Raw genomic sequence first — 21,664 nt, forward strand, 5'->3', positions numbered from 1 at the left:
AAAAATTAAGCTACCTTGATGGTAGCTTTTTTTACATATAAGGAGATATAAATGAGTTTAAAAATCGAAAAAACAACAACACCAAAACAAAAATACTCTAATAGTGAAGAATTGGGATTTGGAAAAATATTTACAGATCACATGTTAGTAATAGATTATGACAAAGAAAATGGTTGGCACGATGAAAGGATAATTCCATATCAAAATATTTGTCTTGATCCTTCTTCTATGGTCTTTCATTATGGACAAACTGTTTTTGAAGGGATGAAAGCTTATAAAAATGACGGCAAAGTATATTTGTTTAGACCATTAGAAAATTTAAAAAGATTAAATAAAAGCAATGATAGATTGTGTATTCCACAAATCGATGAAGAAAAAGTTTTGAAATATTTGTACAAATTTGTCGATTTGGAAAGAGATTGGATACCTGAAGAAGAAGGTTGCTCATTGTATATCAGACCTTTTATCATTGCAACTGATGCACAATTAGGAGTAAAAGTTAGTAATGAATACAAACTTATCATAATAGCTTCTCCAAGCGGATCTTATTACAAAAATGGTTTGAGCCCTGTTAGTATTTATGTAGAAAAAGATTATGTGAGAGCTGTAAGAGGCGGAATGGGAATGGCAAAAACTGGTGGAAATTATGCTGCTAGTATGAAAAGCCAAGATATTGCTCACGATAGGGGTTATTCACAAGTTTTATGGCTAGATGGTGTAGAAAGAAAATACATCGAAGAAGTTGGTGCGATGAATATATTCTTTGTGCTAAAAGACAAAGTTATAACGCCAATGATTAACGGAAGTATTTTGGAAGGAATAACTAGAAAATCTGTTATCGAATTACTAAGATACGAAGGTATGGAAGTTTCAGAAGAAAGAATTTCCATTGACGATATCGTAGATTATTACAAAAATGGAGAGCTTCTAGAAATATTTGGAACCGGAACTGCAGCTGTTATCAGTCCAGTTGGAAAGCTATTGTATGATGAATATGAAATGATTATTAACGATGGTCAAATCGGAAAAACTAGCCTTCACGTTTATGAAACATTAACTAATTTACAATTTGGAAAGATTGAAGATAACTTTAATTGGAGAGTTGAGATTTAAACGGTAAAAGTCATTTTCCAAATAATTTTATCTTGTATTTATGGTATAATGAATACGATAAGTAATATTTGTCAGAGGAGTTAAAATGAATAAATACAGAAATATAGTATTGGCAATTTTAGATGCTATAATCATTAATATATCGTATATTGTAGGTTTACTTTTAAGATTTGACGGACAAGTACCTTCAAGATACATGAGTTACTATCTTAAATACGCAGTTGTAGTTACAATAATACAAATTTTAATACTTTTTATTTTCAAAATGTACAAGGTAATGTGGAGGTATGCAACATTTGAAGACTACCTAAAAGCTGGTGTATACACTGCTATTGCAAGTGTTGGTTCATCATTGTTTTTGATTTTAGTAAAATCAACGCTTCCAAGGTCAAGCTTTTTGATTGCGCTTGTTTTTGAAGTTATTTTGATTTTAATAGTTCGTATGATTGCAAGAACTCAAACTGATAAAAAATCAGCGGTCGAACAAACTATCGAAGGTCAAGTTAATTCAATGGTAATAGGAGCAGGTGCTGCGGGAGTTTTGGTTGTACGTGAAATGTTAAATCACCCTGAAATGAAATCCAAACCTGTGTGTATAATCGACGATGATAATACAAAAATAAACAAAAGTATTTCGTCGGTTCCGGTTGTAGGTGACACAAATGATATTGTTAAAAAGGCACATGAGTACAACGTTGAAGAAATTGTTTTAGCGATACCAACTATAGATTCAGAACGAAAGAAACAAATTCTTAATGAATGCGAAAAACTTAATGCAAAAGTTAAAATAATGCCTGGCTATTATGAATTTATAGATTCCAAGGTTGATTTGAAAGATTTAAGAGATGTTCAAATCGAAGACTTGCTTGGACGTGACCAAGTAGTATTGGATAAAGAAATTCTTAATGAATTTTTGAATAATAAAGTCGTAATGGTAACTGGCGCAGGTGGATCAATAGGTAGTGAGCTTTGTAGACAAATATTAAAATATAAACCAAAAAAATTGGTGATGATTGATATCTATGAAAACACTACTTATGATATACAAAATGAAATTTTGAGAAATGATCCTGATGCACCAATTGATGTTATTATAGAATCTATAAGAAACTTCGATAGAATGAATGCGATTTTTGGAATTCACAAACCAGATGTTGTGTTCCACGCTGCAGCTCACAAACACGTTCCTTTGATGGAACATTCACCACAAGCAGCTGTTTTGAACAATGTATTTGGAACGAAAAATATAATAGATTGTTGCGATATTCATAACGTCAAGAAATTCGTATTAATTTCTACAGATAAGGCGGTTAATCCGACATCTGTAATGGGTTGCACAAAGAGAATTTGTGAGCTATTAGTACAATCTAAAAATCAAATTTCTAAAACAGAGTATGTGGCAGTTAGATTTGGAAACGTGCTTGGATCAAATGGTTCAGTAATTCCACTATTCAAAAAGCAAATTCAAGAAGGTGGACCAGTTACTGTTACCCACAAGGATATCATTAGATATTTCATGACAATTCCTGAAGCTTGTCAACTTGTTATGCAAGCTGGAGCAATGGCAGAAGGTGGAGAAATATTTGTGTTAGATATGGGAGATCCTGTAAAAATAGTAGATTTGGCTAAAAAATTGATAAAGTTGTCAGGTTTGGAATTGGACAAAGATATCAAGATAGAATTTACAGGACTTAGACCTGGAGAGAAACTTTACGAAGAAACTTTGATTGAAGCTAATAATATAAGTAAGACAAAATATGATATGATATTTGTAGAAGAACCGGTGGTTCACGATATAGAAAAATTATCTGACGACTTAGTAGATTTGAAGAAAACTACAGAACAAAACTCTAAGTTAGTAATTGTAGAACAATTGCAAAAGATCGTACCCAATTATACTCCGGATGTAGAACATCAATAAAAGAGGTGGAATATGGCTGACAAGAAAAGAAAATCAAGTTACAGTGATATTAATAAAAAATATGGTTTTTCAAGCGGCAGAGTTTCAGAAAGCGAAATGAGACGCAGAAAGAAAAACGCCGAGAAAAATCGTAGAGAAATGAGACGACAAAGAAATAGTTACAATCATGAACAAGACATGGGCAAAACAATAGTTTTGACCCCAGAAATGGTTGAAATGGAAAGAAAAAGAATAGCCAGACAAAAAAGAATAGCTAGACAGAAAAAGTTGAGAAGAAGAAGAATTATTTCCGCAATCGTGGCAATAGTTTTGATACTTTTAATAGTTTTTGCGGTTAAGAAAGTTGCAAATAAAAATAACGCAAAACCAAAACAACAAACAACAATAACTAACCAAACACCAGTAAAACCACAACCGATTGTTCAATCATTAGTTAAGTTCTCAAAGACAAATAAAATGACTAATTTGTATGAAAAGAGCGAAAAAGTATCCACTGTCCTTGAACAAATCCCTAACAATGCATATGTAAAGTATTACTCAGATCAAGGAGATTTCTCATACGTAGTGTATAATGGCAAAAAAGGATATATTTTAAAATCTGATTTGTCAGATATAGAAAACAAAAATCAATTCAAAGTAATAAAAGGAGTTTTGATTGTAAACAGTGACTACACATTGCCATCAGATTACGATCCAGGTATTGATGAAGACGCTCGAAAATCATTTACTTTAATGGTTAATGATGCAAACAAAGACGGTGTAATACTAAGAAGTGTTAGCGATTATAGATCATTCGAACAACAATCTAAGTTAGAAGATGTAGAAGATGTAAAATTTGTAAAAGCTGGTAGCTCTGAACATCAAGCAGGGCTTGCTTATGATTTGATAGGTGAAGATTACACTCTAAAATATAAATTAGATTTCTCAAAATCAAAAGAATACAAGTGGTTGATGGACAATGCTTATAAATACGGTTTCGTATTGAGATATCCTGAAGGAAAGAAAGACATCACAGGGTTAAGCTTTGCTCCATGGCATTTCAGATATGTTGGAATTGATTTGGCTAAAATTCTACATGATCAAAATTTGACATTGGAAGAATACCTTAAAGTTGCTGATGAAAATGTAACAAATACAGACAACAAGAAAGAAGATAGCGACAAACAAAACAACGAAGAAAAAGAACCATCAAATTCTGAAGAAAACTCTGAGAGAAAATCGGATAGTGAAGACTCAAATAATAACAGAGATAATTCTGATAACGAAAACTCAGAGAACTCCGATAGGAAGAGAAACAATCAAAATTCTGAAGATAATGGACAAAATAATAATCAAAATGACAGAAATAACGACAACAACGACAACAATGATAACAATAATTAGAGGTGAAATATGATTTATTTAAACAATGAAAACTTTGATGAAGAAGTAATTCAAGCAAAAGGCAAAATTTTGGTAGATTTCTATGCAGATTGGTGTGGACCATGCCAAGGACTTGCCCCAATAATTGAAGAAATTGATGAAGAAAACAAAGACGAAAACATCAAAATCTGTAAACTAAATGTAGATGGAGCACAAGAAATTTCTAGAAAATACAAAGTAATGAGTATTCCTACAATTTTGGTATTTGAAGATGGAGAAATCATAAAATCTACTGTAGGTATGGTTGAAAAAGAATATATTTTGGATATGCTAAAATAACAAATCTAATAGCTTGCGATAAGTCTAATCTCAAAAAGGGGTTAGACTTATTAATTATTGTTTATAATGGAGGTTTAACATGAAAAGAAAATCATCAAAGAATGGAGTAAAAAAACCTATTTATAAAAAATGGTGGTTTTGGATCATAGTAATTATAGCCCTGATGGGAATTATAGGAAGTCAAGGAAATGAGAATAGTAGCAAAAATAACGAAAAACACTCTATAAAGGCTTCGGATTCAGATAAAGATAATGAAAAAACTAGTTCTAAACAAGAAAAAGATGTAACTTTTACGGTTACAAAAGTACGAAATGATAAAACTGGAAGATGGAGAATTGCTACTATATCAGAAGATATTGAAATTCAAAATTATGCCTTAAAGTATTATAAAGATAACTTTAAAAAGGACGATGAAATACATGCTATAGTAAATTTTTACAATAAAACCACTACTAGAATATCAGTTATTGGGAATATGTTAGATGTTGCAATACATGATTACGTTGACAAAGAAGAGCATGATGCAGATAAATTATTTGGAGGTACTCTTTTAAAGGAATACCACATAAACATAGAAACAGGAAAAATTGAAGAGGTTAAGTAAAATCAAATAACTTATAATAAGTCTAATCTAAAATGGGGTTAGACTTTTTTGCGCGAAAAAATTATGAGATTAGTTCTTTTTTAATAAAAAGTTAAAAAAATAAAAGGGGCTTATATTTTTACGAAAAACATTGTATAATAAAGGTGAGATAGAATATAAAGAAATTGTAAATTTTATGTAAAAACTTACAAATATTTTAAGGTATAAAATTATGGAGGTATATTATGATAAACAAAAAAATAATTAGCATAGGTGCAGGAATAATAGCTGGAGCTATTGGTGGAAAAGTTTTGAATTCAAAGCTAGCTAAAAAAGCTGCTGTTAGTACAGTTGTTGGAGGATTAAAAGTTAAAGAATCTATCGATAAAACTGTTGAAAATATAAGAGTTTCTGCAGAAGATGTTATTGCAGAAGCAAAAGATGTAAAAGAAAGAGAAGAAAAAGAAGAAGCTAAGAAAAACGATGAAATGGACATCGAAAAAGTAGCTGAAGAACAAGAAGAAAAAACTGAAGAAAAAGTTGAAGATAAAAAAGAGGAAGAAAATAAATAATGAGAGCGTCAATAGCCCACAGAATAAAGGGCAGATGCCGTTTTGTTTATGAAGATAATTTAAAAAAAGAAAATCTTAATAAACTTAAATATTGTATAGAAGAAGTTAGTGGAGTGAGATCATGTAAGATTTCACTTCTTACTAATTCTATTACTGTTAGTTATGATGAAAACTGTGTTTCGAAATTGGCGAAGTTTATTCTTGATTTAGATATGGATACAATTGAGAATACATCAATAGATAATGTAGATTTTCAAGCACAATCAGAAAATGATTTGTTTAATATTCTGAGAAATGCGATGTATCGAAGAATCTTTTTCAAATATATGCTTCCTGCTCCAATAGGAACAGTTGCATTGTTCTTTAGAGCTTATCCGTTTATAAAAAATGGTATTAAATCTTTACTCAATAGAAAACTAAATGTTGAATTGTTGGATGCAACAGCTATTTCTGTATCTCTTGCAACAAGACAGTTTGCAGATGCTGCTAATATTATGTTCTTGTTGGGATTAGGTGAAGAAATAGAAGATTATACAATGAAAAAATCTCAAGAAAATTTGGCACATTCTTTGGCATTGAATATAGATAATGTATTTGTCATTGAAAATGACGGAAAAATCATTAAAAATATTAAAGATGTTGAGATTGGAGATATTGTCGAAGTTGAAATGGGTAATAGTATTCCTGTTGATGGAAAAGTCATCAAAGGTGTTGCCATGGTTAACGAATCTTCATTCACTGGAGAATCAAATCCTGTCAAGAAAACGTCGGGTAGTGTTGTATTTGCTGGAACTGCAATTGAAGAAGGTTCTATTCTAATCGAAACGGCGAAAAAACACGATGATTCAAGATTATCTCATATTATCAGTTTGATTTCAGAAAGTGAAAAGAACAAGTCACTCGCTCAAAAGAAAGCTGAGAACACGGCTGATAGTCTTGTGAAGTATTCATTTATAGGCACAGCATTGACTTATTTATTCACAAGAAATCTTCAAAAAGCTAAGTCCTTCTTAATGGTGGATTTCTCATGTGCATTAAAATTAACTATTCCAATTGCCGTAATGAAGGCGATTAGTCAAGCATCTGAAGAAAAAATCCTTGTAAAGGGCGGAAAATATTTGGAAAACTTGTCTGAAGCAAATACAATCGTGTTTGACAAAACTGGTACGTTGACAAAATCTGAGCCAAGAGTAGCAAAAGTAATAGCTCTCGATAAAATTTCGGAAAATGAGTGCTTAAGAATAGCGGCTTGTCTGGAAGAACATTTCCCACATTCGATTGCTAAAGCTGTGGTTGAACACGCAAAGCATAAAAATTTGAAGCACGAAGAAATGCACTCTAAACCAGAGTACATTGTTGCTCACGGAATCAGAACTAAGATTGTTGACAAGGATGCCTTGATTGGATCTGAACATTTTATTCTTGATGATGAGGGAATAAAAATTAATGATGAAACAAAACAAATTATAGATAAATTAAAAGAAGATTATTCGCTATTGTACTTGGCATTTGCCGGTAGATTAATCGCTGTAATTTGTATTGAAGATCCTCTAAGAGATGAGGCTTGTGATGTTGTAAAATCATTGAGAGATTTGTCGTTTACAAACATCACGATGTTAACTGGCGATGCAGAAAATTCTGCTCACAGTGTTGCTTCACTATTGGATTTGGATTATTATCAATCACAAGTTTTACCTGAAGATAAGCAAAACTATATCTTGCAAGAAAAAGAAAAGGGAAATAAGGTTGTAATGATTGGCGATGGTATTAACGATTCTGTTGCATTATCTAGCGCAGATGTGGGAATTTCAATGCATCAAGGAGCAGATATTGCGAAGGAAATCTCGGATATTTCGATTGGATCAGACAGCTTAGAAGGGCTTGTTGATGTTGTAAAATTATCAAAAGCTATGAAAAAAAGAATTGATTCTGATTATAGACAAATCGTAGGATTCAATTCAACTTTGATAATATTAGGAGTTTTGGGAATATTGACCAATACTTCATCGGCACTCCTTCACAATTTATCAACGGTTATGATTGCCGGTAGAAATATGAATAAATACAAAATATAATTTAAATAAAAAAATCTCGTAATCGACAAATGTAATGCCTCTTTAAATCCGGACACGGAAATAAGGGGGCAGTACAAAATCGGTTACGAGATTTTTGTTTATTAATCTTTAATATTTTGTATACTTTTCGAAAGTATTATCAATTTTTTGTATGATATAATTTATTAAAGTGATTTTAAGGCTTCTATAGCTTTATCGTAATCAGGGTGATTTGTATTTTCTTTTACGTATTCAACGTATTTAACTTCGTTGTTTTCATCTAAAATTACAATACCTCTGTTAAGAAGACGGAATTCTTCCATAACGAAACCATACTTCAAACCAAAATCTAAATCTTTGTGATCGCTTAGGACTAATAGGTTGTCGATTCCTTCAGCTGCACAGAATCTTGATTGTGCAAATGGCAAATCACAGCTAATTGTAAATATAATTGTGTTGTCAAATTCACTAGCTTTTTTGTTGAATTCTTTTGTTTGGAATTCGCAAACGCCAGTATCAATTGATGGTACTACAGAAATTAATTTTTTCTTTCCATCGTAATCAGATAATTTTACTGGTTTTAATTCTGCGTTTAAGCAAGTGAAATCTTGCGCTTTATCTCCTACGTTTACTTTAGTTCCTAATAATGTCACAGGGTTGTTTCCAAATGTTGTTTCTTGTCTTTTGTCCATGTTATAGACCTCCTTATAATTTCATTTTCATTCAAATGGTATATACCCAAAAAATTATTTAAATAAACAAGAGGAGTTGATTTTAATGAGCACAGCTACAATTATTATTGTATTAATTAGCGTTGCGATTTTGGCGTTATTCTTTAAAATTTCTTTTAAATTGGGGATGCATGCCCTTTCTGGTTTTGTAGGAATTTTTATTTTAAATATTTTCTTAAGTTTTTTTAATATGCATATTCCATATAATTTGATTGATATGTTGATTGTCGGTATTTTTGGAGTTCCGGGATTGATTGTTTTATTTTTATATTATTTTGTTATCTAACAAGAAATTATCAACTAAAATATTAAATTTGTTGCGAAGAAATCACTTATTTGGTATAATTAATAGAGATTTTAGATTACTTAGGAGGAAAATAAATGACTAACTATAAATTAGATATGCAAAAAAGAGACAAAGTTGGCTCTAATGCAGTTAGAAAATTAAGAGTAAAAGAAATGGTTCCAGGAGTTATTTACGGAAAAGACTTAGAACCAATTAATGTATGTGTTGATGAAAAAGAATTAAGAAAAGTTCACTTAATGGCAGGAACTTCAAGCTTAATCGATGTTAAAGTTGATGGTGAAGATCACACTGTAATCATAAGAGAAGTTCAAAAGCATCCATTTAAAAATCAATATGTTCACGTTGATTTCAAAGCAATCAAAATGGGAGAAGTTGCAAACTTTACTATTCCAGTTGTATTAGAAGGAAGAGATGAAATCAGAGTTCAACCATCTGTATTGATGCAATTCTTGGAAGAAATCGAAATCGAATGTTTACCAAAGAACTTACCAAACGAAGCTGTTGTATCAGTTGTAGATATGCAAATTGGTGATACTTTCGAAGTAAAAGACTTGGATGTATTCAAAAATGCTGATATAAAAGTTCTTGAAGATGAAACAGAAGCAGTATGTTCATTATCTGAACCAAAAGAAGAAGTAATCGAAGATAATGATGCTGAAGTATCTGCAGATGTTCCAACAGTTGGCGAAACTGAAGAAGAAGACGCAGAATAATAAATAGAAAAAACAAAGCGAGTTAACTCGCTTTTTTTATAGGATAAAATATGTTTATTACTTTCGAAGGTCCAGATGGCAGTGGGAAATCAACCATAATTAAAAAAGTTTACGATTATTTAATAGAAAATAATTACGATGTAATTAAAACTAGAGAACCTGGTGGAAGTCCCATTGCTGAAAAGATCAGAAATTTGATACTTGATACTGAAAACACCGAAATGGGTTATAGAACGGAAGCTTTGTTATATGCGGCTTCTAGGGCACAACATGTTGAAGAAACAATTCTACCTGCATTAAACGAAAATAAAATTGTTTTGTGTGATAGATTTCTTATATCTTCTCTCGCATACCAAGGTGTAGGAAGAGATTTAGGAATTGAAAATGTTAGGAAGATAAACGAATTTGCTATAAATGGAGTGTTTCCTGATTTCGTTTTGTTTTTCGATGTTGATCCTATTACTACTTTGAAGAGAAAATCTTCTTTGGATACGGCAGATAGACTTGAAAAAGAGGGTAATAATTTCCATGAAAGAGTATATAATGGATATAAAGAGATTCTAAATTCTGAAAAGAATATAGAAATTATTGATGCAACTCAATCTGTAGAAGACGTATTTAGTCAATGTATAAAAGTTTTAAAAAGGAGAAATGTTTTATGAAACTAGTTGTTGCAATTGTTCAAGATCAAGATGTATATAATTTAAATGCAGATCTTACTGAAGCTGGTTTTAGAATTACAAAGTTGGCTTCAACTGGCGGATTTTTGAAGACAGGAAACAGCACTTTGTTAATAGGTACTGAAGATGAAAATGTAGATAAATGTTTGGAAATCATTGAAAATGATTGCAAATCAAGAGAAACTACAACTTCAATGCTTTCTGTTAGTATGCCAGGAACTAACTACATATCATATCCTGTAGAGGTTATGGTAGGTGGAGCTACTGTATTTTTACTAGAAGTAGATAAGTATTTGAGATTTTAGGTGATTTTATGAAACTTATAGTTGTAATTATGGAAGATGACTTGAGTCATATTCTTTCAAAAGAATTGTTGGAGAATAAAATTTCTTCTACTAAATTATCATCAACAGGTGGTTTTTTGAAAAAAGGAAATACTACAATGTTGATAGGTACTGATGTGGAAAAAGAACAATCTATTTTAGATTTGATTAAAAAAGTATGTGACGAAAATGATATTGAGTCTGATAATGAATCAAAGGCTAATATTTTCGTTATGGATTTAGAGGATTTTAAAAAGTTTTAATGTTACCGAAAAACAAAACTTTGATAAATCAAGTCAAGAATAATAAAATTTCTAACCAATATTTACTATATGGTGAGAATTTAAGCGAAATAAATTATGATGCTGAGGCTTTGATATACAATTTACTTGTTAGTAATTCAAATTTGAAGTTGAAGTTTGACAGAGATAAGTTATCCGATCTGTTGGTTATAGAACCTGAGAAAAATTCTATAACCATAGACAAAATCAGAGATATTTCAAAATTTGTATCCACAAAGCCTTTTGAATCTAATAACAAGGTCGTGTTGATAAAACAGGCTGATTTGATGAGGACAGAGGCTTCTAACGCTCTTTTAAAAAATTTGGAAGAGCCAAAGCCTTTTGTGTATTTTATACTACTTACAGACAATAAGAATAAACTTCTAAAAACTATTATTTCAAGATGTCAAGTAATTAATTATCTAAGTGAAAGAGAAAATGAAGAATTTGATTATACCACAGCTTTGGACATTTTGGATAAATCTATGGGGCAAAATCTTCTTACAATGTTAGATTCTAAGGAATATTTGTCAGATTTTCAAAAAGACACAGATGTATTGTTTGATTTTTTGATGGAGTTTTATTCGTCGTTTTTGAAATTTGTGAAGACTAAGGACGAGTCTTCTTTGAATAAAGATTTTGTGAAATTGTACAAGAAATATCCAAAGGCTAATGAGAGAATTATCGTGGATACTTTGGACAAGATTGAGTCTGTAAGAGGATATTTTAAAGTTAATGCGAATTTTGAGCTTTCTATGGAAGAGCTTTTATTGTATATAATGGAGGAAAACTATGCTTGATGTAACTGGTGTTAGTTTTAGACAAGCTGGTAAAGTGTATTACTTCGACTCCAATAATCTTCAATATAAACTAGGAGATCACGTAATTGTAGAGACTGCTCGTGGTATTGAGTATGGAGTTGTTGTAAAAGAAAATTTTGAAATTAATGAAAAAGAATTATCGTCTGATCTTAAACCAATCATAAGATTGGCTGATAGTGCAGATGATTATATTTATATGGAAAATAAAAAGAAAGCTAAGGAATCTATCGAAGTCTGCAAAGAAAAAGTAAAAGAATTCGGTTTGGATATGAAATTAGTGGACTGTGAATATACATTTGATAACAATAAGGTTATTTTTTATTTTACTTCAGATGAAAGAGTTGATTTCAGGGAATTAGTAAAAGAATTAGCGAGAATTTTCAGAATCAGAATAGAATTGAGACAAATTGGAGTGAGGGATCAAGCGAAGATTGCAGGAGGAATTGGTCCTTGTGGTCAAAGATGCTGCTGCAACAGATATATGAGAAATTTCAATCCAGTTAGTATCAAAATGGCAAAAGACCAATCATTATCTCTCAATCCTTCAAAAATCAGTGGGCTTTGTGGAAGACTTATGTGTTGCTTGAATTATGAGCAAGAAGGTTATGAGTGCAAATTAAAGAAAATGCCACATGTTGGTCAAAAAGTTACTACTGAGATGGGAGAAGGAGTTGTGACTGAAACTAATACTCTTTTGGAATCTGTGAAAGTAAAAGTGATGACAGAGGATCAAACTGAAGAATTAGTTCAAGTGAATGTCGACGAATTAATTGATTTTAATAAATGCGGTGGATGTAATCATAAATGTCATTAAACACTTGCATTTATTCCAATAGTGTGTAATAATGATTGTAGAGCATAAATACATAATACGCTCTAAAATTACAAGGGGGTAAAGCAATATGGCTTATAAAATTTCTGACGATTGTATCGCTTGCGGACAATGTAAACCTGAATGTCCAGTAGATTGTATTTCTGAAGGGGACATTTATACAATTGATCAAGACGCATGTATCGATTGTGGTTCTTGTGCTGACGTATGTCCAGTAGATGCTCCACATCAAGACTGCTAATTTTAGGGGAGAATTAGACTACTCATTTTTGAGTGGTCTATTTTTTTAATATGAAAAGAGAACATTTTATACCAAAAACAGATTTAAAAATAATTGCTGATGATGAGAAATTTTCTTTTACGATTGATTCCATTTTACTCACAGATTTTGCAAAAATGAAAAAAGGCACCAATCTAATTGATATTGGCTGTGGGACAGGAATATTAATGTTGAGATGTAATGCAATGTATAATTTGTCAAAATGCATCGGAATTGAAATTCAAAAAGATGTTGCAGATATGTTGGCTGAAACAATCGCGATTAATAATTTGGAAAATGTCGATATTATCAATGATGATTTTAAAAATGTCTACATCAAAAATGATTCAATCGACAATATAATAGTTAACCCTCCTTATCAAAAAAATGGTCATGGTATTTCTAACAAAAATACTAATTTTCATACATCGAGATACGATAATGAGATGAAATTGGAAGATTTATTTGAATTTGCAAAGTTGAAGCTCAAATCTAATAGGTCTTTATTTATGATAAATAGATGTGAGAGATTGGTCGATTTATTAAGTATTGCAAGAAAATATAATATGGAAGCAAAGAGAATTAGGTTTGTGCAATCAAGAATTGATGATAAGCCCAATCTAGTTATGATACAATTTGTAAAAAATCAGAAACCTTTCTTGACTTTTGAGAAAAATCTAATTATTTACAATGGTGAAGACTACACGGAAGAAGTGATGAATATATATGGAATTACAAAAGTCTAAAATTTACGTCGTGCCAACGCCTATTGGGAACTTGGCTGATATGACTTTGAGGTCGTTAGATGTTTTGAAAAATGTGGATGTGATTTATTGTGAAGATACCAGAAACACATCGAAACTACTGAATTATTATGACATTAAAACTCCTCTTGTAAGTTATCATAAACACAACGAGCAAAGTAGATCAGAGGAAATTATCGATAAAATTTTATTGGAAAATATAAATTGTGCGGTAGTAAGTGATGCGGGGATGCCTTCTATCAGTGATCCGGGACAAATTTTACTGGAAAAAGCTATAGATCGTGATATCGATATTGAAGTGCTGCCAGGTGCGAGTGCTGCGATAACTGCTTTAGTGAGGAGCGGATTTGATAGTTTACAATTTGCGTTCTTGGGATTCGTACCTAGGAAAAATGCTGACAAAAACAAGTTTTACGAACAAATCAAAAACGCGACTATGACTACAATAATATACGAATCGGTTCACAGAGTTGAAGCGACAGTCGAAGAACTCAGTGAGTTTTTGGGAGATAGAAAAATTTGTGTTTTAAGAGAGCTTACTAAAATTCACGAGTCCGTTATGAAAGGGACTTGTGCTGAAGTTATCGAAATGTTGAAGAACGAAACTGTAAAAGGTGAATTCGTAATTGTAATCGACAAACTCATCGAAGAAAATGAAGAGATAGATGTAAAAGAAAAACTTACAGAACTTATAAACGATGGAATATCGAAGAAGCAAGCAGTGAAGATTGTTAGCGATATGTACGGATTGAAAAAGAACGATGTCTACAAAGAGAGCTTAGAATTATGATTTCAAAAGATTTGATGGATGAAGTATCCTATTTGAATAAAAGACTTAAAAATAGGAAAAATATCTCTAAATTAAGCAGAGAAAATATCAGAAATTTAATTACAGATGAGATTGGGGACATCAAAGTTTATGATAGATTTGATGTTAATAAGTTAAGAGAAATTAAAAAATCAGGTAGTATTTGCGTTGTAGACGGCTCAGTTAATAGAATCGGTGCAAATTATCCTAATTATGTGGAGTTTTTTCAGTCTATGGCCCTTCTAAGTTCTGACCAAGAGCCGTTGGTTAAGGCGGATATTTTGTGTCCATTGGTGGATGAGTTTTCAGAACATGACCAGTTTCAAATCTCCAAACAAACATTGTGTGCTACAGAACTTGAGGTAGCGATTGAAGCTGTAAAAAATCATGGTATAAAAATACTTATGATGGATGGAACTCTAATGAGATATGCACTTGAAGCGGAAGATTTATATGAAGATTTGGTCGATCTTTGTTATGAGGAACATGTTTTACTAGTTGGAGTTGTCGAAGAAATAAGTACGAAGATTATAATGAACACGTTTAACGAAAGTGATAATAATGTGGGGATGCTTTTCGACAGAGAAGCTTTGTTCAATGTATTAGATATGAATGAAGGGTTTGTCGTAAAAAACCATAAATCCAGAAAAGAAGAGTACAATATAGAACAAGCTTTCATCAGAACTTCCAAGGATCCTTGTGTAATAGCTGTCGACATTCCTTCACAAAATATGAATGATTTTGATGAAATAATTTCTTTTGTACTTACAATGTCCGATGAAAATACAAGAGGAGTGCCGTTTTTGTTGGATTTGGTCGACAAGAAAACAAGGATTGACAACAAACAAGCCGAAATATTGGCTAAGAAATACTTGGATACTGAAATGTACCAATCGATATTTAGATCTCAAAGGAGTAAAAGAGTTATATAATGAATGATTTAGATTTTAGAGTAGTCGGAATGACCGATCAAATCGAATGTTTTGTAGCTAGTAAATACGATAGACTTAGAATCAATGAGTATATGATTGTGGAAGATATCAAACAAGGGGATATTTTGTGTCAAGTCACAGAAACTCATAGTGTTAATGAATTTATGGAGTCAAACACCGCAGATTCTTATATAACCAAAGAACAAATTCTAAAACTTCAAGCAGTAGGATACAACATTTCTGAAGGAATCAAATACATTTACAAATTCAGAGTGATGGACGATCCGGCATTTGCGATTGAAGCAGGATCTACAGTTAGAAAACCAAAGTTCGATGAGATTAAACACTTGTTCTACTCTGGCTCAATTGACAAATCACTTGAAATAGGAATTATAAAAAACACAGAAGAGATTTATAAAACATGTCCTGTTGAATACAAAAATTTGCTTAAAATCATGGATTCTAACCAAAAAATCTACGACCAAGAAGAATTGGTGTATTTATTTAATTATTACAATATGATTGAATATCCGCATATTGGTATTTTTGGAGGATCGGGTTCTGGTAAATCCTATGGGTTAAGGGTAGTAATTGAAGAATTAATGAAAAAATCTGTTCCTACGATAGTGTTTGATCCACATAATCAAATGGTTTTTAAAGATAGAACTGTGGAAAATTACGGGATAGATTTTTCTGATAAATTTGAAGTTTTAAAGGTTGGAGAAGATTTGGGGATTAATTTTCCCGATTTGAACAGATATGAGCTTATCAGTTTGATAGAAACACAAGGAGAACTCACGGAATCCATGAAATCTGCATATGAAGCTATCCTTGACAAAGACTCAATAACACAATCGAGTGCAAATGCTTTTTTGGATTATTTGACAACCATATCCACAGCCTTGTCTGATAAGGAAGATGACACGACGGGATACTATGAAAGATTTTCACAACTTGTAAACGTGGATTCACTACAAGCTGTTATCAGAAGATTTAATAGATTACTGAACACAGATATATTTTTGAACACTTCACAAAAGCTTTTCGAAGCATTAAAAGATGGCAAAACAGTTATAATTCAGGGTACGCAAAAGATGCTAAATTTGTACGCATCGTACGCAGTGAATTCTTGTTACAGAAAAAGAAGAAGATATGTTGATGCTATGACAAACGAATATTTTCCGATTATATGCATGGTTTTTGATGAAGCTCACAACTTCTGCGGTAGTGACCAGATATCTGTAACACGAAGAATTATCAAGGAGATCGCCCAAGAAGGTAGAAAATACGGAGTTTTTCTCATACTAGCTTCCCAAAGAATGGCTGCAATCGAACAGACTACAATTGCACAGTTGTCTACAAAATTTATTTTTAGAATTTCAACTGAAAAGGACCTTGAAGTTATCAGAAAAGAAACTGATTTGTCATCTGAAGAAATACGAAGACTTCCATATCTATCTAACGGTGATGTATTCATTTCTCAAGCTCAAATTGGAAAAACATTGTTTGCAAGAATTAGACTTGCATACACTACACAACCGAAATTCAAAAATCCTTTTGATGAAATGTATCGAATGCTGGAAATAAATGTTCAAAAGGAAAATGAATCGGATATGGAATTATTTAAAATGTTGAAAGAAGATAACGTATTTCCAATAACTCTTGATTTATTTAGGATTTGTAAGATAGTCGAAGAAAGACACGATATAAAACTGAGTGTTAGTGAATTGGAAGACAAATTAAATAAGCTTAGCAATGATGGATATATTACCAAGAAAAAATCTATCATGGGAGAAAGTTACTATTTAAAAGAGGAGTAATATGAAAGTTAGTTTAAATACGAAAGTTATGAACGTTTTTTGTGGGACAAATTCAAAAATAAGATTGAACAAGTTATTCGATTATATGCTTGAATGTTCCATTAAACAGGAAGAAATTCTTAAAGAAGAGCTTAAAGATTTGAAGGGGAGTTGGATTATATATCAATGGGATGTTGATATAAATGACATGCCTGAAAGATTTGACGATTTGACAATTCAAACTTACCACACTTATACCAGAAAATTCTACGCTTTTCGTAACTACGATGTTTTTAGAAATGGCGAACTAATTGTAAGAGCTAAAACAAAATGGCTGCTTGTCAATCCGGAAAAGAAGCTTCCTATAAGAATAGGTGACGATCTTGGAATGATTTACGGAAGAGAAGATGGTTATGCAATAATAGAAAAAGATGTGGAGTTACTAGATGGCGACTATGAAAAGTGTGGTGAGTATACTGTAAGAAAAACAGATATAGATTACAATTATCACGCAAACAATGCTAGATATATAGAATGGATTGAAAATTATCTTGACTATGACACAATTAAAAAGGTGGAAGTTGTATATAAGAAAGAACTTAAACTAGATGAAACTGTTGAAATTTATAAATTGGTAGAAGATTCCATCGTTTATTTCAAATTAATTTCTGATGGAGTTTTGAAAACAATTATAAAAATTACGAAATAAATTTAGCTCACAAAATGAATTTTTTGTTTTGTGAGTTTTTTTATTTTGAATTTTAGGAAATAGCTAAAATTTCGCAAAAAAATAATTGACAAAATAAAACTGTTGTTATATAATTCTAAGATACAGTATAAAAATGGATAATTATGCTATAAAGTAGATTATTTAGGAGTTTAAGATAGTATAAGGGGTGAAGTATATGCATACTGAAAAGTATGGAGTAACGGACAGAGTTAGCTTTTCTAGGAACGAAAATGTTTTGGGACTTCCAAATCTTATTGGTATTCAAACTGATAGTTTTGATTGGTTTGTAAAAAAAGGAATTAAGGAAGTTTTTGAAGATATTAGTCCTATAAAAGATTATGCGGGTAGTCTTGTTTTGGAATTTGTGGATTATTATTTTGAGGAAAATCCAAAATATACAATCCAAGAGGCAAAAGACAGAGATACTAACTATTCTTGCCCGTTAAAAGTGAAAGTAAGATTAATTAACACCGACACAGAAGAAGTAAAAGAACAAGAAGTTTTTATGGGTGATTTCCCTTTGATGACAGACAGCGGTACATTTATCATCAATGGTGCTGAAAGGGTAATTGTAAGCCAACTTGTAAGAAGTCCTGGTGTTTACTTCGCCGAAGAAATTGATAAATCAGGTAACAGCAACTTCGCATCTACAGTTATTCCAAACAGAGGTGCTTGGCTTGAAATGGATACTGATGCAAGTGGTGTAGTGAATATTAGAATCGACAGAACTAGAAAATTACCTGTTACTACATTACTTAGAGCTTTATTATTTGACACTGATGATGAAATAATTGAAGCTATGGGAGATTCTGAAATTTTAAGAAAAACTCTCGAAAAAGAAATTTCAAAAGACAGAGAAAGTGCTTTAATTGAAATTTATAAGAAATTAAAACCAGGAGATCCTGCATCTTTAGAAAGTGCAGAACCTTTGATTAACAACATGTTCTTTGACAGTAGAAGATACGACTTAGCAAAGGTAGGACGTTACAAATTTAATAAAAAATTATCTTTGAGAGACAGAATTACTAATCAAAAAGCAAAAGAAGATGTTGTGGATACATCAACAGGAGAAATATTAGCTACTGCAGGAGATTTGATTACTGAAGAAATGGCAATCGAAATCGAAAACGCAGGTATAAATGTTGTTGATGTTATCGGACACGAAGGTCAAAGTGTTCGTGTTATTGGTAACCACTTTGTTGATTTGGATAGTTTTGGTTTGGATATGGATTTATCTGATTTGAATTTGTCAGAAAAAGTTTATTATCCTATTATGGAAAAAATCTTGGAAGAAAATGATGACGAAAAATCAATCAGAAGAGCAATTGAAGAAAATGTTCATCAATTATCTCCAATTCATATAATCCATTCAGATATTTTGGCATCCATTAACTACGAATTTAATTTATTCTTTGGAATTGGTTCAACTGATGATATCGACCATTTAGGTAACAGACGTGTAAGAACTATTGGTGAATTGTTACAAAATCAATTTAGAATTGGTCTATCAAGAATGGAAAGAGTTGTAAGAGAAAGAATGAGCACACAAGACCCAGACTTGGCAACTCCACAATCATTAATCAATGTTCGTCCAGTTACTGCAGCAATCAAAGAATTCTTTGGTTCAAGTCAGTTGTCACAATTCATGGAACAAACAAACCCATTGGCAGAACTTACTCACAAGAGAAGATTGTCAGCTTTAGGACCAGGTGGTTTGTCAAGAGACAGAGCAGGCGTTGAAGTTCGTGACGTTCACGACTCTCACTATGGTAGAATCTGTCCGATAGAAACACCAGAAGGACCAAATATCGGTCTTATAACTTCCATGACAACTTATTCTACAACTAATGAATATGGTTTCTTAGAAACTCCATACAGACGTGTTGACAAGGAAACTGGAGAAGTTACTGAAGATATTGTTTATTTGACTGCTGATGAAGAAGATAAATATATAATTGCACAAGCGAACGAACCATTGGATGAAAATTCTAGATTTATAAATGAAAGAGTTTCTGGTCGTGGTATCAACGGCGAAAATGATATTTATCCAAGAGAACTTATCGACTACATGGACGTTAGTCCGCAACAAATCGTATCTGTAGGTACAGCTATGATTCCTTTCTTGGAAAACGACGATGCTACTCGTGCGTTGATGGGCTCAAACATGCAAAGACAAGCAGTTCCATTGTTGGCAACTCAAGCACCAATTATCGGTACTGGAATTGAACACAAGGCTGCTAAGGACTCTGGTGTAGTAGTTAAAGCAAAACACAAAGGTACAGTTACTAAGGTATCTTCTGATTTGATTGAAATCACTCGTGATGAAGATAGAAAAGTTGACAAGTACACTATTCGTAAATTTAAAAAGGCAAACCAAGGTACAACTTTCAACCAAAGACCTATCGTGAATAAAGGGGACAAGGTTGATGTTGATGATATAATCGCAGACGGTCCAAGTACAAACATGGGAGAAATGGCTTTAGGTAAGAACATTCTTATTGCATTCATGACTTGGGAAGGATACAACTACGAAGATGCGATGTTATTAAACGAAAAATTAGTTGTTGATGATGTATTGACATCAGTTCATATAGAAGAACACGAATCAGAAGCTCGTGAAACAAAATTAGGCGCTGAAGAAATCACTAAAGATATTCCAAATGTCGGAGAAGATATGAGAAAGAATCTTGATGATGAAGGAATTATTAGAATTGGTGCTGAAGTTAAATCAGGAGATATTTTAGTTGGTAAAGTTACTCCAAAAGGAGAAACAGAATTATCTGCTGAAGAAAGATTATTGAGAGCTATATTTGGCGAAAAAGCTAGAGAAGTAAGAGATACTTCATTGAGAGTTCCTCATGGCGAATCTGGTGTTGTTGTTGATGTTAAAACTTATTCAAGAGCAAACGGCGATGAATTATCACCAGGTGTAAATAAGGTAGTTAGAGTATTCGTAGCTACTAAGAGAAAAATCATGGTTGGGGATAAAATGTGTGGTCGTCACGGTAACAAGGGTGTCGTTTCTAGAATTATGCCAGAAGAAGACATGCCATATTTACCAGACGGTACACCAGTACAAGTAGTTCTTAACCCATTAGGGGTACCAAGTCGTATGAACATCGGACAAGTACTTGAAGTTCACTTGGGACTTGCTGCTAGTAAATTGGGTTGGAAAGTTGCTACACCAGTATTTGATGGTGCAAGCGACCTTGAAATAGAAGATGCTTTGGAAGAAGCAGGATATCCAAAGACAGGAAAGATTTGGTTAAGAGATGGTAGAAGTGGAGAATACTTCGACAACCCAGTAACTGTAGGATACATGTATATGTTGAAACTACATCACATGGTTGCAGAAAAAATCCACGCTAGATCAACTGGACCATACTCTCTTGTAACTCAACAACCATTGGGTGGTAAAGCTCAATTTGGTGGTCAAAGATTTGGAGAAATGGAAGTTTGGGCATTAGAAGCATATGGTGCAGCTCATACTCTTCAAGAAATTTTAACAGTAAAATCAGATGATGTTGTAGGTCGTGTTAAAACTTACGAAGCTATTATTAAGGGCGAAAACATTCCTGAACCAGGAATTCCAGAATCATTCAAAGTTTTAATTAAAGAACTTCAATCATTATCTTTGGATGTTAAATTACTTGATGAAAATAATGAAGAAGTCGAATTGATAGAAGAAGACGATGATTCTAGCGAATTCGACAGCGATGATAGACTATAAGAAAGGAGAG

Annotated in this window: 22 protein-coding genes; 21 read left to right on the top strand and 1 reads right to left on the bottom strand. The window is 32.1% G+C overall.

Features of this window, described 5'->3' with window-relative positions:
• Positions 1-51: 51 nt before the first annotated feature.
• The 7 genes from DES33_RS00950 (at position 52) to DES33_RS00980 (ending at position 7,965) form a co-directional block, all read left to right on the top strand.
• The gene (locus DES33_RS00950) at positions 52-1,113 is read left to right on the top strand and encodes a branched-chain amino acid aminotransferase (protein WP_094224929.1); all 1,062 of its coding nucleotides are present in this window, start codon (positions 52-54) and stop codon (positions 1,111-1,113) included.
• A gap of 85 nt (positions 1,114-1,198) precedes the next feature.
• A complete protein-coding gene (locus DES33_RS00955) occupies positions 1,199-3,034 on the top strand; it encodes a polysaccharide biosynthesis protein (protein ID WP_110057845.1) in 1,836 nt (611 codons plus the stop codon).
• Positions 3,035-3,046: 12 nt separating this feature from the next.
• On the top strand, positions 3,047-4,417 hold the full coding sequence (locus DES33_RS00960; protein ID WP_110057846.1) for a D-alanyl-D-alanine carboxypeptidase family protein: 1,371 nt from the start codon (positions 3,047-3,049) through the stop codon (positions 4,415-4,417).
• A gap of 9 nt (positions 4,418-4,426) precedes the next feature.
• The gene (trxA, locus tag DES33_RS00965; RefSeq protein WP_002835037.1) at positions 4,427-4,735 is read left to right on the top strand and encodes a thioredoxin; all 309 of its coding nucleotides are present in this window, start codon (positions 4,427-4,429) and stop codon (positions 4,733-4,735) included.
• Between the two features lie 79 nt (positions 4,736-4,814).
• On the top strand, positions 4,815-5,339 hold the full coding sequence (locus DES33_RS00970; RefSeq protein ID WP_110057847.1) for a hypothetical protein: 525 nt from the start codon (positions 4,815-4,817) through the stop codon (positions 5,337-5,339).
• 224 nt (positions 5,340-5,563) lie between these two features.
• A complete protein-coding gene (locus DES33_RS00975; RefSeq protein WP_102163629.1) occupies positions 5,564-5,890 on the top strand; it encodes a DUF6110 family protein in 327 nt (108 codons plus the stop codon).
• A complete protein-coding gene (locus tag DES33_RS00980) occupies positions 5,890-7,965 on the top strand; it encodes a heavy metal translocating P-type ATPase (protein ID WP_110057848.1) in 2,076 nt (691 codons plus the stop codon). Before DES33_RS00975 ends, DES33_RS00980 begins: the two co-directional genes overlap by 1 nt.
• A gap of 164 nt (positions 7,966-8,129) precedes the next feature.
• On the opposite strand, the gene tpx is transcribed toward DES33_RS00980, so the two are convergent.
• Positions 8,130-8,636, bottom strand: a complete 507-nt coding sequence (tpx, locus tag DES33_RS00985; RefSeq protein WP_094206001.1) for a thiol peroxidase — start codon at positions 8,634-8,636, stop codon at positions 8,130-8,132.
• An 85-nt stretch (positions 8,637-8,721) separates the two neighbouring features.
• Here tpx and DES33_RS00990 point away from each other — a divergent pair, with 85 nt between their 5' ends.
• The 14 genes from DES33_RS00990 to rpoB all read left to right on the top strand — a co-directional run bounded on the left by DES33_RS00990 (position 8,722) and on the right by rpoB (position 21,654).
• Positions 8,722-8,961: a pro-sigmaK processing inhibitor BofA family protein gene (locus tag DES33_RS00990; RefSeq protein WP_110057849.1), complete on the top strand. Its 240-nt coding sequence runs from the start codon at positions 8,722-8,724 to the stop codon at positions 8,959-8,961.
• Positions 8,962-9,056: 95 nt separating this feature from the next.
• Positions 9,057-9,695, top strand: coding sequence for a 50S ribosomal protein L25 (locus DES33_RS00995; protein ID WP_110057850.1), 639 nt, complete (start codon positions 9,057-9,059; stop codon positions 9,693-9,695).
• A gap of 50 nt (positions 9,696-9,745) precedes the next feature.
• Complete coding sequence (gene tmk / locus DES33_RS01000) at positions 9,746-10,357, top strand: dTMP kinase (RefSeq protein ID WP_110057851.1); 612 nt, start codon at positions 9,746-9,748, stop codon at positions 10,355-10,357.
• Positions 10,354-10,680, top strand: a complete 327-nt coding sequence (locus DES33_RS01005; protein WP_002837271.1) for a cyclic-di-AMP receptor — start codon at positions 10,354-10,356, stop codon at positions 10,678-10,680. Before tmk ends, DES33_RS01005 begins: the two co-directional genes overlap by 4 nt.
• A gap of 8 nt (positions 10,681-10,688) precedes the next feature.
• On the top strand, positions 10,689-10,961 hold the full coding sequence (locus tag DES33_RS01010; RefSeq protein ID WP_002835026.1) for a cyclic-di-AMP receptor: 273 nt from the start codon (positions 10,689-10,691) through the stop codon (positions 10,959-10,961).
• Complete coding sequence (locus tag DES33_RS01015) at positions 10,961-11,779, top strand: DNA polymerase III subunit delta' (RefSeq protein ID WP_110057852.1); 819 nt, start codon at positions 10,961-10,963, stop codon at positions 11,777-11,779. Before DES33_RS01010 ends, DES33_RS01015 begins: the two co-directional genes overlap by 1 nt.
• The gene (locus DES33_RS01020) at positions 11,772-12,614 is read left to right on the top strand and encodes a PSP1 domain-containing protein (protein ID WP_094207379.1); all 843 of its coding nucleotides are present in this window, start codon (positions 11,772-11,774) and stop codon (positions 12,612-12,614) included. The genes DES33_RS01015 and DES33_RS01020 overlap by 8 nt, the downstream gene beginning before the upstream one ends.
• A gap of 88 nt (positions 12,615-12,702) precedes the next feature.
• Positions 12,703-12,873 (top strand): DUF362 domain-containing protein, encoded by a 171-nt coding sequence (locus DES33_RS01025; RefSeq protein ID WP_002835022.1) that lies wholly within the window; start codon positions 12,703-12,705, stop codon positions 12,871-12,873.
• 50 nt (positions 12,874-12,923) lie between these two features.
• Positions 12,924-13,637, top strand: coding sequence for a tRNA1(Val) (adenine(37)-N6)-methyltransferase (locus DES33_RS01030; protein WP_094224938.1), 714 nt, complete (start codon positions 12,924-12,926; stop codon positions 13,635-13,637).
• Entirely contained in the window at positions 13,618-14,445 is an 828-nt protein-coding gene (gene rsmI / locus DES33_RS01035; RefSeq protein WP_110057853.1) for a 16S rRNA (cytidine(1402)-2'-O)-methyltransferase, read from the top strand. Before DES33_RS01030 ends, rsmI begins: the two co-directional genes overlap by 20 nt.
• Positions 14,442-15,395, top strand: coding sequence for a DNA double-strand break repair nuclease NurA (locus tag DES33_RS01040; RefSeq protein ID WP_110057854.1), 954 nt, complete (start codon positions 14,442-14,444; stop codon positions 15,393-15,395). The genes rsmI and DES33_RS01040 overlap by 4 nt, the downstream gene beginning before the upstream one ends.
• Positions 15,395-17,215: an ATP-binding protein gene (locus DES33_RS01045; protein ID WP_110057855.1), complete on the top strand. Its 1,821-nt coding sequence runs from the start codon at positions 15,395-15,397 to the stop codon at positions 17,213-17,215. Before DES33_RS01040 ends, DES33_RS01045 begins: the two co-directional genes overlap by 1 nt.
• A 1-nt stretch (position 17,216) precedes the next feature.
• Positions 17,217-17,903 carry an acyl-[acyl-carrier-protein] thioesterase gene (locus tag DES33_RS01050; RefSeq protein ID WP_102163611.1) on the top strand — a complete coding sequence of 229 codons (687 nt, stop codon included), beginning with the start codon at positions 17,217-17,219 and terminating at the stop codon, positions 17,901-17,903.
• 196 nt (positions 17,904-18,099) lie between these two features.
• Positions 18,100-21,654 (top strand): DNA-directed RNA polymerase subunit beta, encoded by a 3,555-nt coding sequence (rpoB, locus tag DES33_RS01055; RefSeq protein ID WP_110057856.1) that lies wholly within the window; start codon positions 18,100-18,102, stop codon positions 21,652-21,654.
• The last annotated feature ends 10 nt before the right edge of the window (positions 21,655-21,664 follow it).

This window comes from Finegoldia magna, assembly GCF_003182075.1.
Lineage (GTDB): Bacteria > Bacillota > Clostridia > Tissierellales > Peptoniphilaceae > Finegoldia > Finegoldia magna.

What these genes read in the sequence shown, in the direction of transcription:
- DES33_RS00950 (WP_094224929.1), top strand. Translation starts at nt 52, where the DNA reads ATGAGTTTAAAAATCGAAAAAACAACAACACCAAAACAAAAATACTCT.
- DES33_RS00955 (WP_110057845.1), top strand. Translation starts at nt 1,199, where the DNA reads ATGAATAAATACAGAAATATAGTATTGGCAATTTTAGATGCTATAATC.
- DES33_RS00960 (WP_110057846.1), top strand. Translation starts at nt 3,047, where the DNA reads ATGGCTGACAAGAAAAGAAAATCAAGTTACAGTGATATTAATAAAAAA.
- trxA (WP_002835037.1), top strand. Translation starts at nt 4,427, where the DNA reads ATGATTTATTTAAACAATGAAAACTTTGATGAAGAAGTAATTCAAGCA.
- DES33_RS00970 (WP_110057847.1), top strand. Translation starts at nt 4,815, where the DNA reads ATGAAAAGAAAATCATCAAAGAATGGAGTAAAAAAACCTATTTATAAA.
- DES33_RS00975 (WP_102163629.1), top strand. Translation starts at nt 5,564, where the DNA reads ATGATAAACAAAAAAATAATTAGCATAGGTGCAGGAATAATAGCTGGA.
- DES33_RS00980 (WP_110057848.1), top strand. Translation starts at nt 5,890, where the DNA reads ATGAGAGCGTCAATAGCCCACAGAATAAAGGGCAGATGCCGTTTTGTT.
- tpx (WP_094206001.1), bottom strand. Translation starts at nt 8,636, where the DNA reads ATGGACAAAAGACAAGAAACAACATTTGGAAACAACCCTGTGACATTA.
- DES33_RS00990 (WP_110057849.1), top strand. Translation starts at nt 8,722, where the DNA reads ATGAGCACAGCTACAATTATTATTGTATTAATTAGCGTTGCGATTTTG.
- DES33_RS00995 (WP_110057850.1), top strand. Translation starts at nt 9,057, where the DNA reads ATGACTAACTATAAATTAGATATGCAAAAAAGAGACAAAGTTGGCTCT.
- tmk (WP_110057851.1), top strand. Translation starts at nt 9,746, where the DNA reads ATGTTTATTACTTTCGAAGGTCCAGATGGCAGTGGGAAATCAACCATA.
- DES33_RS01005 (WP_002837271.1), top strand. Translation starts at nt 10,354, where the DNA reads ATGAAACTAGTTGTTGCAATTGTTCAAGATCAAGATGTATATAATTTA.
- DES33_RS01010 (WP_002835026.1), top strand. Translation starts at nt 10,689, where the DNA reads ATGAAACTTATAGTTGTAATTATGGAAGATGACTTGAGTCATATTCTT.
- DES33_RS01015 (WP_110057852.1), top strand. Translation starts at nt 10,961, where the DNA reads ATGTTACCGAAAAACAAAACTTTGATAAATCAAGTCAAGAATAATAAA.
- DES33_RS01020 (WP_094207379.1), top strand. Translation starts at nt 11,772, where the DNA reads ATGCTTGATGTAACTGGTGTTAGTTTTAGACAAGCTGGTAAAGTGTAT.
- DES33_RS01025 (WP_002835022.1), top strand. Translation starts at nt 12,703, where the DNA reads ATGGCTTATAAAATTTCTGACGATTGTATCGCTTGCGGACAATGTAAA.
- DES33_RS01030 (WP_094224938.1), top strand. Translation starts at nt 12,924, where the DNA reads ATGAAAAGAGAACATTTTATACCAAAAACAGATTTAAAAATAATTGCT.
- rsmI (WP_110057853.1), top strand. Translation starts at nt 13,618, where the DNA reads ATGGAATTACAAAAGTCTAAAATTTACGTCGTGCCAACGCCTATTGGG.
- DES33_RS01040 (WP_110057854.1), top strand. Translation starts at nt 14,442, where the DNA reads ATGATTTCAAAAGATTTGATGGATGAAGTATCCTATTTGAATAAAAGA.
- DES33_RS01045 (WP_110057855.1), top strand. Translation starts at nt 15,395, where the DNA reads ATGAATGATTTAGATTTTAGAGTAGTCGGAATGACCGATCAAATCGAA.
- DES33_RS01050 (WP_102163611.1), top strand. Translation starts at nt 17,217, where the DNA reads ATGAAAGTTAGTTTAAATACGAAAGTTATGAACGTTTTTTGTGGGACA.
- rpoB (WP_110057856.1), top strand. Translation starts at nt 18,100, where the DNA reads ATGCATACTGAAAAGTATGGAGTAACGGACAGAGTTAGCTTTTCTAGG.